Origin of the sequence: Porphyrobacter sp. SLTP (genome assembly GCF_009905735.1) — a bacterium.
Taxonomy (GTDB): domain Bacteria; phylum Pseudomonadota; class Alphaproteobacteria; order Sphingomonadales; family Sphingomonadaceae; genus Erythrobacter.
Genome location: NZ_JAAALE010000005.1, coordinates 140,884 through 156,199, shown reverse-complemented (window position 1 = coordinate 156,199; position 15,316 = coordinate 140,884). Strand labels below are relative to the sequence as shown.

At 66.3% G+C, this 15,316-nt stretch carries 11 protein-coding genes; 10 read left to right on the top strand and 1 reads right to left on the bottom strand.

From position 1 onward, the window contains the following. Nucleotides 1-112 precede the first annotated feature (112 nt). The 3 genes from GVM20_RS06090 (at nucleotide 113) to GVM20_RS06080 (ending at nucleotide 1,906) form a co-directional block, all read left to right on the top strand. Entirely contained in the window at nucleotides 113-562 is a 450-nt protein-coding gene (locus GVM20_RS06090) for a hypothetical protein (protein WP_166546395.1), read from the top strand. 135 nt (nucleotides 563-697) lie between these two features. Then, nucleotides 698-1,210 (top strand): c-type cytochrome, encoded by a 513-nt coding sequence (locus tag GVM20_RS06085; protein WP_166546394.1) that lies wholly within the window; start codon nucleotides 698-700, stop codon nucleotides 1,208-1,210. Nucleotides 1,211-1,216: 6 nt separating this feature from the next. Continuing rightward, nucleotides 1,217-1,906 (top strand): cytochrome b/b6 domain-containing protein, encoded by a 690-nt coding sequence (locus GVM20_RS06080; protein WP_166546393.1) that lies wholly within the window; start codon nucleotides 1,217-1,219, stop codon nucleotides 1,904-1,906. 65 nt (nucleotides 1,907-1,971) lie between these two features. On the opposite strand, the gene GVM20_RS06075 is transcribed toward GVM20_RS06080, so the two are convergent. Next, on the bottom strand, nucleotides 1,972-2,451 hold the full coding sequence (locus tag GVM20_RS06075; protein ID WP_160760793.1) for a peroxiredoxin: 480 nt from the start codon (nucleotides 2,449-2,451) through the stop codon (nucleotides 1,972-1,974). Between the two features lie 190 nt (nucleotides 2,452-2,641). Between GVM20_RS06075 and ahcY the strand changes: the two genes are divergently transcribed. The 7 genes from ahcY to addA all read left to right on the top strand — a co-directional run bounded on the left by ahcY (nucleotide 2,642) and on the right by addA (nucleotide 15,255). Continuing rightward, nucleotides 2,642-4,066 (top strand): adenosylhomocysteinase, encoded by a 1,425-nt coding sequence (gene ahcY, locus GVM20_RS06070; RefSeq protein WP_166546392.1) that lies wholly within the window; start codon nucleotides 2,642-2,644, stop codon nucleotides 4,064-4,066. Between the two features lie 101 nt (nucleotides 4,067-4,167). After that, nucleotides 4,168-6,528 carry a PAS domain-containing sensor histidine kinase gene (locus GVM20_RS06065; protein ID WP_166546391.1) on the top strand — a complete coding sequence of 787 codons (2,361 nt, stop codon included), beginning with the start codon at nucleotides 4,168-4,170 and terminating at the stop codon, nucleotides 6,526-6,528. Then, entirely contained in the window at nucleotides 6,525-6,989 is a 465-nt protein-coding gene (tsaE, locus tag GVM20_RS06060; protein WP_166546390.1) for a tRNA (adenosine(37)-N6)-threonylcarbamoyltransferase complex ATPase subunit type 1 TsaE, read from the top strand. Before GVM20_RS06065 ends, tsaE begins: the two co-directional genes overlap by 4 nt. Next, entirely contained in the window at nucleotides 6,986-7,975 is a 990-nt protein-coding gene (locus GVM20_RS06055) for an aminoglycoside phosphotransferase family protein (RefSeq protein WP_166546389.1), read from the top strand. Before tsaE ends, GVM20_RS06055 begins: the two co-directional genes overlap by 4 nt. Further along, the gene (locus GVM20_RS06050) at nucleotides 7,972-8,688 is read left to right on the top strand and encodes a nucleotidyltransferase family protein (RefSeq protein ID WP_166546388.1); all 717 of its coding nucleotides are present in this window, start codon (nucleotides 7,972-7,974) and stop codon (nucleotides 8,686-8,688) included. The genes GVM20_RS06055 and GVM20_RS06050 overlap by 4 nt, the downstream gene beginning before the upstream one ends. Next, nucleotides 8,681-11,734 (top strand): PD-(D/E)XK nuclease family protein, encoded by a 3,054-nt coding sequence (locus tag GVM20_RS06045; protein ID WP_166546387.1) that lies wholly within the window; start codon nucleotides 8,681-8,683, stop codon nucleotides 11,732-11,734. The genes GVM20_RS06050 and GVM20_RS06045 overlap by 8 nt, the downstream gene beginning before the upstream one ends. Continuing rightward, nucleotides 11,731-15,255 carry a double-strand break repair helicase AddA gene (gene addA, locus GVM20_RS06040; protein ID WP_166546386.1) on the top strand — a complete coding sequence of 1,175 codons (3,525 nt, stop codon included), beginning with the start codon at nucleotides 11,731-11,733 and terminating at the stop codon, nucleotides 15,253-15,255. Before GVM20_RS06045 ends, addA begins: the two co-directional genes overlap by 4 nt. The last annotated feature ends 61 nt before the right edge of the window (nucleotides 15,256-15,316 follow it).

The window sequence follows — 15,316 nt, the reverse complement described above, 5'->3', positions numbered from 1 at the left end:
TGCACCTTCCACCCCTTGATTTAGCCTGAGCCAAGCCTTGGTTTGTGCGATTCGCAATGGTAGTCTTGTCTGATCCACGGCCCTAACGGCCGGGATCAAGCAGGAGAGTACCATGAAGAAGTACGTCTTTGCCGGGCTGGCGCTGAGCGCATGCCTCGCTTCGCCTACCTTCGCACTCGAGCATGAGGTCGTGATCGACCATGCGGATGGCCCGATCGCGGCCGATTACAAAGGTTCGGTCACAATCGAAACCACACAGGTCGGGACTGCCGGTCCGGCCGGACGCCCGAACACGTTGCGCTGCAATTGGACCGCGACGTTGAATGTCGAGCGTGTCGCCGAGGTTGGCGAGACGCTGCAGTCGCGCCGCACCCTGAGCAGCGATGATGTAGTCAGCGGTTCGCGTCCCGGCTGGTGCGAAACCCATGCCAAGGCGATCGACCGGCTGGTCGACACGCGCCGGGACAATATTCGTACGGCCATGCTCGCATTGATCGATCAGGATCGTGCGGAACTTCTCGCCGAGGCCGACGGCGCGCAGAGCAGCCGCCGCGGCGTCTGATTTCACTCAAAAGCCTTAGCCAAGTGGGGCGCTTCCACAAGGGAGGCGTCCCGCTTTCGCATTTGCGATCAGGGGCAAAGCGTCGTAGCCTTTGGGTCGGGCCCAGCCGATGAGCCTTACCGACGGAGATTGCTGATGCTGCGCATACCTGCCACCCGCTTTTTTGTTGCCGCCGCGCTGGCGGGCGTCCTTGCCGCCTGTTCGGGTGAAGGGGCTTCGGATGCCGCGCCCAGCGGTGATGTCGCGGCGGCGGGCGAAGTCCCGCCGGTGCTCAAGGAACGGCATGACAATTTTGAAGGGATCGGTGATGCCTTCAAGGCAGTTCGCGGCGAGCTTGACAAGGACGCGCCCGATTTCACGCTGATCGCCGCCAAGGCGAGCGATATCAACACGCGCGCGAAGCTGATCGAGACCCACTTCCCGGCGGGCACCAGTGTTGACGATGGCTTCAAGACCGAAGCTTTGCCGTCGATCTGGCAGAAGCCTGAGGAGTTCAAGGCCGCCGCGCAAAAGCTGGTCGACGAAAGCGCCAAGCTGGTGACCGTGGCAGGTGAGGGCGACAAGGCCGCCACAGGAGCGCAGGCGATGGCGATGGGCGGTGCGTGCAAGGGCTGCCACGACAAGTTCCGCCTCGACGACAAGAAGTAGGCCCTGATGACCGATCCGCTCGGCACGCCCCCCGCGGCCTCGCGCGATGTGAAGGTGTGGGACCCCTTGTTGCGGATCACGCATTGGAGTTTTCTGCTGATCATCCCGATGATGTGGTGGACGGCGGAGAACTCCAAGTGGGCCCTCCATCGCCGCACCGGGCTGGTCTTGCTCGGCCTGCTGGTGTTCCGGCTGCTGTGGGGGTTTCTCGGGCCTGAGACCGCGCGCTTTTCCAGCTTTGTGAAGGGACCGGGCGAGGTCATCGCCTATTTGCGCGGGGCTTTGTCCGATGCTGCGACCCGCATCGGACACTCGCCGATTGGCGGTTGGAGCACCTTGGCGCTGCTCGGTGCGATGTTGCTTCAGGTCAGCATGGGGCTGTTTGCGGGCGATCCCTATGACGGGATGACTGGGCCGCTCAACCCGCTGGTGGGCGTGATGACCGCCGATACCATCACCGAATTGCACGAGACATTCTTCTGGGTGATTGCGGGCCTGATCGGCCTGCACTTGGCCGCGATCACCTTTTACGCGGTGAAGGGCAATGATCTGCTCAGCCCGATGGTGAGCGGTGACCGTCCGCCGATGCCGGGCGTGGCCGGGATTGGCCCGACGCCATGGGGACGCGCGGCGCTCGCGGTGGGGCTGGCTGCCAGCTTTGCGCTATGGGTGGCTTACGGTGCGCCGCTGACCTGATTTGAAAACGGGGCGCTTCCCCTTTCGGAAAAGCGCCCCGTCTTTATGCATTTGTGCGTGAAGGTTCAGAGCTGGCCGAGCATGTGGTCGGCGCTCGAAACCTTGAAGTCACCGGGCTCTTCGACATTGAGCTGTTCGACGACGCCGTCATTGATGACCATCGAGAAGCGCTGACCGCGCTTGCCGAGGCCGAAGCCCGAGCCGTCCATGGTCAGGCCGATCGCTTCGACGAATTCGGCATTCCCGTCCGCCAGCATGGTGATGTCGTCGCTGCCGGCGGCCTTGTTCCAGGCACCCATCACGAAGGCGTCGTTCACTGCGGTGCCGACGATTTCGTCAACGCCCTTGGCCTTGAGGTCGCTCGCCTTTTCAACAAAGCCGGGAAGGTGCTTGGCCGAGCAGGTCGGGGTGAAGGCACCGGGGACCGAGAACAGCGCGACGCGCTTGCCAGCGAAATAGTCGGATGACTTGACCGGCTGCGGGCCTTCTGCCGTCGCTTTGATCAGGGTGACTTCGGGGATCTTGTCACCAACGGAAATTGTCATGATGTGTGCATCCTCATGCCTTGGGGGGTGGGTTCGGGGTGTTCTATAGCGGGTGCGGGCGGTCGGGCAACAAATAGACATATAAAGATAAGTTTATATTTGCTTCAAGGTGCCCTTGTCGCTAGGGGCAGGGCGCATAAGCAGACCTTCGCACAAGGATGTGCCGATCTGCGCTTAGGAGATTGAAGCAATGGCTACCCTCGCTGCCGCCCCGACCACTGAATATGTGATCAAGGACATCGCGCTGGCCCAATTCGGCCGCGACGAGATCATGATCGCTGAGACCGAAATGCCCGGCCTGATGGCGCTGCGCGAAGAATATGGTGCCGCCCAGCCGCTCAAGGGCGCGCGCATCACCGGCTCGCTCCACATGACCATTCAGACCGCGGTGCTGATTGAGACGCTCGTGGCGCTCGGTGCCGAAGTGCGCTGGGCGACCTGCAACATCTTCTCGACCCAGGACCACGCTGCGGCTGCCATTGCTGACGCCGGTATCCCGGTCTTCGCGATCAAGGGCGAGACGCTCGCAGATTACTGGGATTACGTGGGTCGCATCTTTGACTGGGCGACCGACGAAAACCCCGATCTTACCTGCAACCTGATTCTTGACGATGGCGGCGATGCCACCATGTTCGCGCTGTGGGGCGCACGTCTTGAAGCGGGCGAGGAAATGGGCGAACCCACGAACGCCGAGGAAATCGAATTCCAGCGCGCACTGAAGGCCTTCGTCGCTGCCAAGCCGGGCTACCTCACCAAGACGGTGAAGGCGATCAAGGGCGTTTCGGAAGAAACCACCACGGGCGTGATGCGGCTCTACCAGATCGCCAAGCAGGGGAAGCTTCCCTTCCCGGCGATCAACGTGAACGATTCGGTCACCAAGTCGAAGTTCGACAACCTCTACGGTTGCAAGGAATCGCTGGTCGATGCGATCCGCCGCGCGACCGATGTGATGCTGGCTGGCAAGGTCGCCTGTGTTGCCGGTTACGGCGATGTCGGCAAGGGTTCGGCCGCTTCGCTGCGTGACGGCGGCGCCCGTGTGATGGTCACCGAGATTGACCCGATCTGCGCGCTTCAAGCCGCGATGGACGGCTTCGAAGTCGTCACCATGGAAGACGCGGTCAAGCGCGCCGACATCTTCGTCACCGCCACCGGCAATGAAGACGTCATCACCGCCGAGCACATGATGAACATGAAGCCGATGGCGATCGTCTGCAACATCGGCCACTTCGACAGCGAGATTCAGATTTCCGCGCTTTCCAACTATAACTGGAAAGAAATCAAGGAAGGCACTGACCTCGTCACCTTCCCCGATGGCAAGTCGATCATCATCCTCGCCAAGGGCCGTCTGGTGAACCTCGGCTGCGCCACCGGTCACCCGAGCTTCGTGATGAGCGCAAGCTTCACCAACCAGACCCTCGCCCAGATTGAGCTGTTCACAAAGGCTGACGAATATCAGAACGATGTTTACGTCCTGCCCAAGCACCTCGACGAAAAGGTCGCCGCGCTGCACCTCGAAAAGCTGGGTGTGAAGTTGACCCAGTTGAGCAACAAGCAGGCGAACTACATCGGCGTGCCGCAGGCTGGCCCGTTCAAGCCTGATCACTACCGCTACTAAGCCAGACAAACCGCCCGCCTCGCCCTGTTTTGTCACGGGGTTGGGGGCGGGCGGCCTGTCACCCGTTGCACTCCCGCGCGCACGCGCATAGCGGTTGAGCGATGGACCTCTCGCCCCTTTCATTGGTGCTGATCGCGCTCGTCCTTGCCGCTTGGGCGGTGGGGGCGGCGATGGTGGTTCTGCGCGCGAACCAGAGCGTCAAGCGCGCCAAGGCGATGCGCACCAGCCTCAAGCGGATGCAGACGTTGCTGGATGTCGCCCCGGCGCTGCCATTGCTGGTTCGGGTCGATGGGCGGATCGAAGCGCCTGAGAAGCTGGCCCGGATGCTGGGCTTGGCGGCAATGCCCAAATACCTCAGCGAACTCGCTGCGCCAGCAGGTAATCCCAAGGGCGGCGGGCTTGCGCAGGGGCAGCTCGATCAGCTTTGGTCCCGGATCCAGACGACCCAGAAAAGCGCCGCGCCGTTCCGCATGGCCATCAACCTGCCCGGCGCGCAGCGCAGCCTTGCGCTCTACGGGACGCTCGCCGATCCGCAGGTTTCACCCGGCGGGGCCGCGCTGGTGTGGGTGTTCGACTTTACCGAAAGCCATTCCGAAATGGCCCGCCTGCGCGCTGCTGCTGCGCGGGCGACGGGGGATTTCGCCGCGCTTGTCGGCCTGATCGAAGCCGCGCCCATGCCGATGTGGTTCCGCGGGTCTGACCTCACGCTCCAACTCGTCAACCAGGCCTATGTCGATGCGGTTGGCGCGACGACGGCGGCCGAGGTGGTGCAGAACCAGATCGAGCTGCTCGAGCCTGAGGAGGGACGCTCACCTGCCGATATCGCCCGCGCCACGCTGACCAGTCAGGCAAAGTCGGAACGCATCATCGCTGCGACCATCCACGGTGCGCGCCGCACGTTGCGGGTCAGCGATCTCCCGCTCGGGCTGGAGGGGGTGGCAGGCTACGCCATCGATATCGAGGAGCAGCAGCAGGTGGCGCGCGAATTCCGTGCCTTCCGCGATGCGCAGCGCGCGCTGCTCGACCAGCTGTCGGTGGGCGTCGCCCTGTTTGACGGCGAAGAGCGTCTGACCTTCGCGAACCGCCCGTTCCGCCGCCTGTTCAGCCTGACCGAAGAAGCGATCGAGGCCCACACGCCGTTCCAGCGCTTCCTCGCCGAGGCGCGCGAGCGTGGGCGCACGCCGGAAGTGCGCGATTTCCCCGAATGGCGGCGCGAACGCACCGGCTGGTTCGGGATGCAGGATACACAGGAAGAGGCCTGGCCGCTGCCGGGCGGCACCCATCTGCGCGTCGTCGCCCAGCCTATGCCGGATGGCGGCTTGATCCTCATCACCGAGGATCGCACCGAAAGCCTCGCGCTTTCCGCCGTGCGCGACACGCTGCTGCGCACCCGCACAGCCACGCTCGACAGCCTGTTCGAAGCCCTGGCGATTTTCGCGCCGGATGGTTCGGTACAGCTGTGGAACCGCAGCTTTGCGGGCACCTGGGGTCTCACGCCCGAACTGCTCGATCTGCATCCGAGCGCAGATGAGCTCTTGAGCGCAATCGGGCGCAATCTGGTGAATCCCGAAGAAGCCGGGCTGATCGGGGCTGCCGTGCGCGCGGCGACACTCGACCGGCGCGAGAAGGGCGGGCAGGTCGATCTGGCCGATGGCCGCACGCTGCGGTTCGCGGGGATTCCCCTGCCTGATGGCAACGGCCTGCTGACCGTGCTCGACATCACCGCATCGCAAAAGGCTGAACAGGCCCTGCGCGAGCGGGCCGAGGCACTGGAGGAGGCGGACGCGGTCAAGGCCAAGTTCCTCGCTAACATGAGCTACGAATTCCGCACGCCGCTCACCACCATCGGCGGGTATGCCGAACTGCTGAAAAGCGGTGCAGCGGCTGATCCCGAGGGGGCGGGCGAATATGTCGATGCGATCCTGAGCGCGGTCGAGCGCCTAACCGAGCAGGTCGAAAACGTGCTCGACCTGTCGCAAAGCGAGGCGGGGTTGCTGCCGATCCGCAAGGAACGCCTCGACCTCCTCGATTTCCTCACCACGCTGGTGCGCGAGCGGGAGGGAGCGATTGTCGCCGCCGGGCTGAGCCTCGATCTCAAGGGTCGCCGCGGCCGGGTGATTGAGGCCGATCCGCGCCAGATGGGCCGGGCGATTGGCAACCTGCTCGACAATGCCGTGGTGGGCACGCCGGAAGGCGGCCGCATCGTGATCGAGATCCGCCGCGCGCCCGAGGGCACCGAGTGGGGGGTGGAGATCAGCATTGCCGATAATGGCCGGGGCATGACTTCGAAGGAACTTGCCCGCGCGCAGGGCGGGGTGAAACCTGCGGGCGACGGCGCGCCGGAGCGCCGCACGGGCCTTGGCATTCCGCTCGCCCGGCAGCTTATCGCGGCGCATGACGGGGTACTCGAAATCGTCAGCCGCAAGGGCGCGGGCACCACGGCGACGATCCGCCTGCCGTGACCGAAACCCGGTCCAGCCTCCCTGATCTGGCCTCTATGGCAGCTTACGGCGCAGCAATTGCCGGGCGATTGCGGGCGGGTGATGTGGTGGCGCTGACTGGCGGGTTGGGGGCGGGCAAGACGACACTGGCGCGCGCGATACTGGCGGCTCTTGGGCATGAGGGCGAAGTGCCGTCGCCGACTTTCACCATCATCGAGACTTACGATGCGCCGCCGCTCCGGCTCGCGGCTGTGCACGCGGATTTCTACCGTCTGGATGATCCCGCCGAACTCGCTGAAATCGGTCTCGATGATTACCGCGAGGGTGCAGTGCTGCTGGCGGAATGGCCGGATCACGCGGGCGGCTTCGCTCATGAACCGGGATGCCTGTCGATCACGCTGGAACCCGTTGGAGAAAGCGGGGAAGGCGGGCGGATTGCGATTGCCCGCGGCGGGGCGGATTGGGTAGGGCGGATGCCATGACCGCGCTTCCCCAAGGCCTCGCCGAATTCGTCGCCCACGCCGGATGGGAGGGCGCGGACATCGACCCGCTGCCGGGGGATGCCTCGTTCCGGCGGTATTTCCGGCTTAGCCGGGCAAGCGGCGAATCGGCCATGCTGATGCACGCGCCGCCTCCGCACGAAGACCCCGCGCCGTTCCTCCACGTTGCCCATTGGCTGAACACGCACGGGATGCGCGGCCCTGCGATCCTTGCCGAGGATGCGGCCCAAGGCTGGGTGCTGACCGAGGATTTCGGCAATGACCGGATGCGCGACTGGCTCGATCTGAACCCCGCTGACGAGCGCGCCGCTTACGAGGCCGCGGTCGAGGCGCTGGCCGCGCTCCACCACCTGCCGCCGGGGCCGTTTCCGGCCTACGACATGGCGGTCTATGCCCGAGAGGCGGCGCTGCTGACTGAATGGTATTGCCCCGCCCAAGGCCTTGCGGTGGATGCAGCCGGCTATGCCGCCGCCTGGGAAGAAGTCCTCGCGCCGCTGCTGGCCCGCCAGAACCCCGGTGTGACGGTGCTCCGCGATTATCATGCCGAGAACATCATGCTGCTCGGCGGCAAGGCGACCGCGCCGCAGGGCCTGATCGACTTTCAGGACGCGCTCGTGGGCCACCCGGCCTATGACCTCGTCTCGCTGTTGCAGGACGCGCGGCGCGATGTGCCTGAGGTGCTCGAGGCGGCGATGCTGGCGCATTACTGCGCGGTGGCGGGCGTCTGCGGCGACGATTTCCTCGCCGACTACGCCCGGCTTGGCGCGCAGCGGAATGCCAAGATCGTCGGCATCTTCACCCGGCTCGACCGCCGTGATGGCAAGCCCAAATACCTCGCCATGATCCCGCGCGTCTGGGCGGCGATGGAGCGCGATCTGGCGCATCCCGCGCTGGCACCTGTGGCACGCTGGTTCGATGCCAATATCCCGGCCGATCTGCGCGCTGCGAACGGCGCTTTTGCCGCATGACCACGCTCGCATCCGACACCGCGATGATCCTCGCCGCTGGCCTTGGCAAGCGGATGCGGCCGCTGACCGCCAGCCAGCCCAAGCCGCTGGTGCGAGTGGCGGGCAAGGCACTGATCGACCACGCGCTTGATCGGCTCGCCGAAGCGGGCGTCGCCAAGGCGGTGGTGAATGTCCACTACCTCGCCGACGCGCTCGAAGCCCATGTGCTCGCCCGCGCCGTGCCCAAGGTGATCGTCTCGGACGAGCGCGCGCAACTGCTTGAGACCGGCGGCGGGATGGTGAAGGCGCTCGGCCAACTGCCCGATCCGTTCTTCGCGCTCAACGCTGACAATATCTGGCTGGATGGGCCAAAGAGCGCGTTCCACGACCTGTCGCGTCGCTGGGATCCCGAGGCCATGGACGCGCTGTTGTTGGTGGTGCCGCACGCGCGCGCGGCCAATTTCAACGGCACCGGCGATTTTCATATGGACCCGCTCGGCCGCCTCTCGCGCCGCCGTGATGGGCGGATTGCGCCGTTCATCTACACCGGCATCCAGCTGGTCAGCCACCGCTTGATGCGCGACGCGCCCGAGGGACCGTTCTCCACCAACATCCTCTGGAACCGGGCGATGGAGGAGGGGCGGCTGTACGGCCTCAGCTTCACCGGGCTTTGGTTCGAAGTCGGCACCCCGCAAGCGATCCGCCCGACCGAGGAGGCGCTGCTGGGTGGCTGAACCGCGCCACATCGGCCCGCTGGTCTATTCCATCGCCGCACACCGCGGCTTTGCCGATGCCCTGGTGGCCGGAATAGTGCCGCGATACCGCGAGCCGGGTTTCGGGTTGGCGCGTCTCACGTTGCTGGTGCCGTCGAGCCGCGCCGCGCGTACCCTGTCCGAAGCCTTCATCCGCCACGCGGGGGATACGGGCGACGGTGGGTTGCTGATGCCGCGCATGATTGCGGTGGGCGATCTCGATCTCGATGAAAAGCTGGGCGCGGCGCTCGATCCGCTGGGGGCAGCGGATATTCCGCCGGCCTGCGATCCGGTGGCGCGCTGGCTGATGCTCGACCGGCTGATTGCTGAAGAGCGCGAAGCCGAGGGCATGGAGCCGCTACCCGGCCGCGCGCGGCTGAACCTCGCGCGCGAGATGGCGCGGACGATGGACCGGCTGCTGGTGGAGGAGAGGGCCCCCGAGGATCTGTGGGCCGATCCGGTGCTGGATCAGCTCGGCAATCTCGCCGAGCACTGGAAGCGCGCTATCCGGCTATTCGCGCGGGTCAATGCGCGTTGGCAGCTGGAACTGGCGGAGCGGGGCGAGGTTGACGCCGCCACCCGCCGCAATCTGCTGTTCGACCGCGCCGCCCGCCGCTGGCGTGACACCCCGCCGCCGCATCCGATTGTCGCCGCCGGGGTGACGAGCGCCGCGCCTGCGCTAGCTCGCTTGCTCAGGGTGGTCGCAGAACTGCCCGAAGGCGCGGTGATTCTGCCGGACCTCGATCTGGCAATGGATGACGCGGCGTGGGCGGAGCTTGGCCTTGCGGGCGCTTCCGAGGAGCCCGGCGGGCCGGTATTCGCCTCTGGCGATGCGCTGAGCCACCCGCAATATCACCTGAAGCTGCTGCTCAATCGCATGGGCGTGAACCGCGCCGAGGTGCAGCCGTGGCACCGGCGCGGGATTGCTGCGGCGGAACCGGCACGCAGCCGGGCGATTTCCTCGCTGTTCCTGCCCCCTCATGCGAGCCGGGTGTGGATCGATCTTGATGCTGACCGGCGTCGGTTGTCAGGCGTGCGCCTGCTCGCCAGCGCGACGATCGAGGAGGAAGCACAGGCCATCGCGCTGCTGGTGCGTGAGGCGCTGGAGCAGCCGGAAAAGCGGATCGCCGTGATCACCGCCAATCGCGGCTTGGCGCGGCGGGTGGCGCAGCATTGCGAACGCTGGAACATTGCGGCGGACGACACCGCTGGTCGCCCATTGGCGCTGACCCCGGCAGGGCGATTGTTCGGTTTGCTGGCGGAGGTGGCGGCGAACGGCCCTGATCCGGCCAATCTTGTCGCCGCCTTCGGGCATCCGCTGGTGCGCGGGCAGGATGGCGAGGCACGCCGCGATTGGCTCAAGGGCCTGCGCGCCTTCGACCGCCGCTTGCGCGGGCCCGCGCCTGCGCCCGGTATGGAGCCATTGCGCAAGGCCGCCGCCAAAGCGGAGGTCGCCGATTGGTGGGCCGAAGCGGAAGCCCTGCTCGCGCCATTGCTCGACTGGCCGCGCGAAATCGCTCTGGCCGATGCGTTGACCCGGCTCGCGGACGCGGCCGAGGGCTTCGCGCAGACGCTGGTGTGGGAGCGCGAGGATGGGCGCGCGCTCGGCACCATGATCGAGGAATTGCGCGGGCAGGCCGAGGCGGCAGGTACGGAGATCGAGACCGCCGATCTGGCGGGAATCTTGCGCGACTCGATGGAGGCGGTCGCGGTGCGCCCCGGCTATGGCGGGCACCCGCGCGTGGCGATCTACGGCTTGCTCGAAGCGCGTATGGCGCGGGCCGATCTGGTGATCTGCGGGGGGCTCAACGAAGGCTCATGGCCGCAGCCGCCCGGAGCCGATGCGCTGCTGGCGCCTGCGATCCTGCGCGCGCTGGGCGTTCCGGGGGCGGAGTTTCGCATCGGCCTGGCCGCGCATGACCTGGCGGGTGCGATGGGCGCGCCAGAGGTGGTGCTTAGCCGGAGCTTGCGCGATGCCGAAGGGCCGACGCTGCCCTCGCGCTTCCTGCTGCGGGTCGAGGCACTGCTCGGCGATGATCTGGACAAGGAGCACCGTGAGCGCGCGATCCCGGCGTTGCTGCCGCATCTCGACCGGCTGCGCCCACCCGCGCCCGAATATCCGCGCCCGGCGCCCGATCCTACGCCCGCTGTGCGCGACGTGCCGATCAAGGTCACCGCGCTCGACCGGCTGCTTGGCGATCCCTACCAGTTCTATGCGCAGGCGATCCTCGATCTGCGGCAGCTGCAACCGCTCGCCGCCGATCCCTTCAGCGATCCGGCGCTGCGCGGCACGCTGGTGCATGATCTGCTCGACAGGTGGCACCGGGCGAGGGCGAGCGATCCCGGCCTTGCGCTTGCTCCCTTTGCCGCCGCCTATTTCGAGCGCGAGCGCGTCCACCCGCTGTTCCGCGCGCTGTGGCAACCGCGCCTGATCGCCGCGCTTGAGCGGTTCGAGCATTGGATTGCCGCAGCCGAGGCCGAGGGGCGCACGGTGCTCGCGACAGAGATTTCGGGCGAGATGGAGGTGGACGGGGTCAAGGTGCAGGGACGCGCGGACCGGATCGACAAGCTGGCCGATGGGACGCTGGCAATTGTCGATTACAAGACCGGCCGTGTGCCGAGCAAAGCCGAGGTCGAGGCGGGCTATGCGCTGCAGCTTGGATTGCTTGGCCTTATTGCCGAGCATGGCAGGTTTGCCGACAAGGACACGGGGAAGGTGGTACAGGGAAAGGCGACCGAGTTCGCCTATTGGTCTTTCAAGAAGGATGAAGACGGCTTCGGCAAGCGCGACATCCCGATGAAGCTCTCCGAGCGGCAAAGCGGGCTCACCCCGGACGAGTTTCTCCCCCATCACAGCGCCAAGCTTCAAGAGGCAATCCGTCGCTTTATTCACGGCAGCGACCCCTTCACCGCCCGCGAAAACCCCGACTACAAGGGCTATACCGACTACGATCAACTGATGCGCCTTGAGGAATGGCTGGTGCGCCTCACTGTGACGGAGACTGCCGACAAGGACGGCAAGCCATGAGCGGCGCGAACGGCTCCGTCTTTCCGTTGATGGATAACCAGCTGCTGGCAGCGGACCCGGAGGACAACGTCTGGCTCTCGGCCTCGGCGGGGACGGGCAAGACGCAGGTGCTGTCGGCGCGGGTGCTCAGGTTGCTCTTGCGCGAGGATGTCGCGCCATCGCAGATCCTGTGCCTGACGTTCACCAAGGCGGGCGCGGCCGAGATGGCGAACCGCATCAACGCGGTGCTGGCGCGGTGGGTGCGGCTGGATGCGGTAACACTGGGCAAGGAGCTGAAGTTCCTCGGCGCGGATATCGGCCCCGCCACGCAGGAGCGCGCGCGGAGCCTGTTTGCAAGCGTGCTCGATTGCCCCGGCGGCGGCCTGCGGATCGATACCATCCACGCCTTTGCGCAATTTCTGATCGGCAACTTCCCCGAGGAAGCGGGCCTCGCCCCCGGCACGCGTGTGCTGGATGATCGCAGCCGCGAAATGCTCAGCCGCGACGTGCTCACCGATCTGTTCGAAGAGGCCGAGCGCACGAATGATGTGCGGGTGCTCGACGGCATCGAACTGTTCACGACGCGCAAGGACCCTGCGGCGCTCCACAAGTGGCTGATGCGCGCCGCCGAAGCGCAGGACATGTGGGAAGGGCCGTCCGGTTGGCAATCGCCGATGGCCGGGCGCGTGCGCCAGACACTCGGCATTCCTGCCGACGCCGACGAGGCTTGGGCGAACGAGCCACTGCATCCCGATCTCTTCCCGGACGACGTGCTCGCCGCGATGCTGCCTGCGCTTGATGGCTGGAAGGCCAAGACGGGGCAGGAGAGCGCCGCCTTCATCCGGCATTGGCTGACACTTGATCTGACGGATCGGATCGCTGTGACAGAGCAGTTTCGCAAGACCGTCCTCAAGGCCGACGGGACCCCTCGCAAGATGGACGGTGCGGCCAAGATCGAACCTGACTTGCCCGAGTGGCAGGAGGATATTGCCGAGGCGCTGACGCTTTACGAAGACCGCCGTGCGCTCCTCGCCTGCGCCGAAATCGTGACCTCGGCGCTCGAGATCGGGCGCGCCTTCGCGCTCAAGTGGGAGGCCCGCAAGGCCCGCGAGGGCTTGCTCGATTTCTCCGACCTGATCCGCAAGGCCGCCGCTTTGCTCGACAAGTCAGAGGCGGCGGCCTGGATCCGGTACAAGCTCGACCGTCATTTCGACCACATCCTGATCGACGAAGCGCAGGACACCAACCGCAGCCAGTGGGACATCGTCGAAGCGCTGATCGACGACTTCTTCAGCGGTGAAGGCGCGCGCGGGGACAAGCTTCGCACGATCTTCACCGTGGGCGATTACAAGCAGGCGATCTTCGGCTTTCAGGGCACCAGCCCGGAAAACTTCGCCCGCGCCAAGGAGCGTGTGCACGGCCGCATCACCGCCGCGCAGCAAGGCATCCGTCAGGGCCGGGTCAATCGGCGGGAGCCGGGTTGGCAGGATCTCGACCTCGGCCATTCGTTCCGCACGGCCGACATCGTGCTCGGCTTCGTCAACCGCATGATCGGAATGCTGGGCTTTACCGCGTTCGGGTTGGACAAGGACCCCGCGCCCCATGTCGGCGCTCAGCGGCCCGGACTCGTCACGCTTTGGCCGCCGGTCGCACCCAAGCAGGGTGAAGGGCAGGACGACGAGGACGAGGCCGAAGAGAGCGAGAACCGCGACTGGCTGCCCCGGCACGACACGCTGCTGGCGGAACGCATCGCCAATCAGGTGCAGCGCTGGCTGACCGATGAACCCTTTGTGCTCGCCAAGGGCACGCGCCGCCATGCGCAGGCGGGCGACATCATGGTCCTCGTGCGTCAGAGAAAGGAACTCGCAGCGCAGATCGTCGCCAAGCTTTATGCGCGCGGCGTGCCGGTGGCGGGGGTCGACCGGCTGCGGCTGGGCGCGCCGCTGGCGGTGAAGGATGTGCTCGCCGCGCTGCGCTTCGCCGCGCAGCCGCAGGACGATCTGAGCCTCGCCAACTTGCTCGCTTCGCCGCTGGTGGGGTGGAGCCAGGATGATATCCTCGCCTACGTGCCGCGGCCCGAGAAGATGCGGTTGTGGGATCACCTAAAGCGCAAGGACGCACCGCCTGACGTTGCCGCCACGGCGGAGAAGCTGCGGGACTTGCTGCGCCGCGCCGACTACCAGACCCCGCAGGCGCTGATCGTGTGGCTGCTGACCGGCCCGTGGCAGGGGCGGGCGCGGCTGGTCGAACGGCTGGGGGCCGAGGCCAATGATCCGCTCGACGAGCTGATCAACGCCGCTTTCGCCTATGAGGCCGAGTATTGGCCGAGCCTGTCGGGCTTCCTCGCATGGTTCGATGCCGGAACGGGCGATCTGAAGCGCGATTCCGACAGCGGCTCCGGGCAGGTGCGGGTGATGACGGTGCATGGCTCAAAGGGGCTTCAGGCCCCGATCGTGATCCTCGCCGATGCCACCGGCGCGCCGGGGGAAGCGGGCGATCTGGCGCTGGATGATGATCCCCTCGGCCAGATGGGTGATCGCAAGCGCGAAGTGCCGCTCCCGCCGCTCGGCAAGGACGAAAGGAAGGGCCGGATCGCTGAGGCCGAGGAAGCCAAGAAGGCGGCGGTTTTGCAGGAGCATTGGCGCTTGCTCTACGTGGCGCTGACCCGCGCGGAGGAAGCGCTGTTCATCGGCGGGTCGCTCAACAAGAACGAGGCGAAGAAAGGCGTGCCCCACGACGACAGCTGGTACGCCCGCCTCGCGCCGCTGTTCGAGGGTGAGGAGATCGCCGATCCGGTGTGGCAATGGCGCAAGGAGTGGGGTGAGCGGGCCGAGCCACTGGTGCCGGACGATGCCGACACCGCACCTGCCGCACCGCCTGAATTGCCGCGCTGGATCACCGCGCCGATTGGCCCCGAACCGCGCCCACCGCGCCCGCTGGCGCCATCGAGCGCAGGCGAGGAGGGCGGGGCCGCACCGCCACTGCCACCCGAAGCCGCGCGCCATGCGGCCCGGCGTGGGAGCCTGATCCATACGCTGCTCGAACGGCTGCCCGATGTCGCTGAGGCTGACCGCGAGGCCGCGGCGCGCGGCTGGCTCGAACGGCAGGCGGGCGATCTCGACGGCGCACTTCGGGACGAAATGCTGGCCGCTGCGCTGGCCGTGCTCGATCACTCGGCATTCGCCGCAATCTTCTCCCCTCAAGCGCTCCCCGAAGTGCCGCTCGCCGCGACGGTCGATGGCGTGGTCGTGGCCGGCACGGTGGACCGGCTGTTGATCGAGGAGACGCGCATCACCGTGGTCGATTTCAAGACCACCCGCCGCCCGCCCGCTAGCCTCGCCGCAATCCCGGTTGCCACGCTGCGCCAGATGGCGGCCTATGTCGCCGCGCTGGAGGTGATCTATCCGGGCCGCGAGGTGCGCGCGGGCGTGCTCTACACCCATGCGCCGGTGCTGTTCGATCTGCCGCCCGAGGCGCTGGCGGCGCACAAGAACGCGTTGCAGACCGCGCAGCAATCCTTGTTGCCGCTCGATATTGAGTGAACAGCCCTGCGCATTAGATTGCATTCACATGACCGGCGCTCTTATGGTCGTCGGCAAAGGA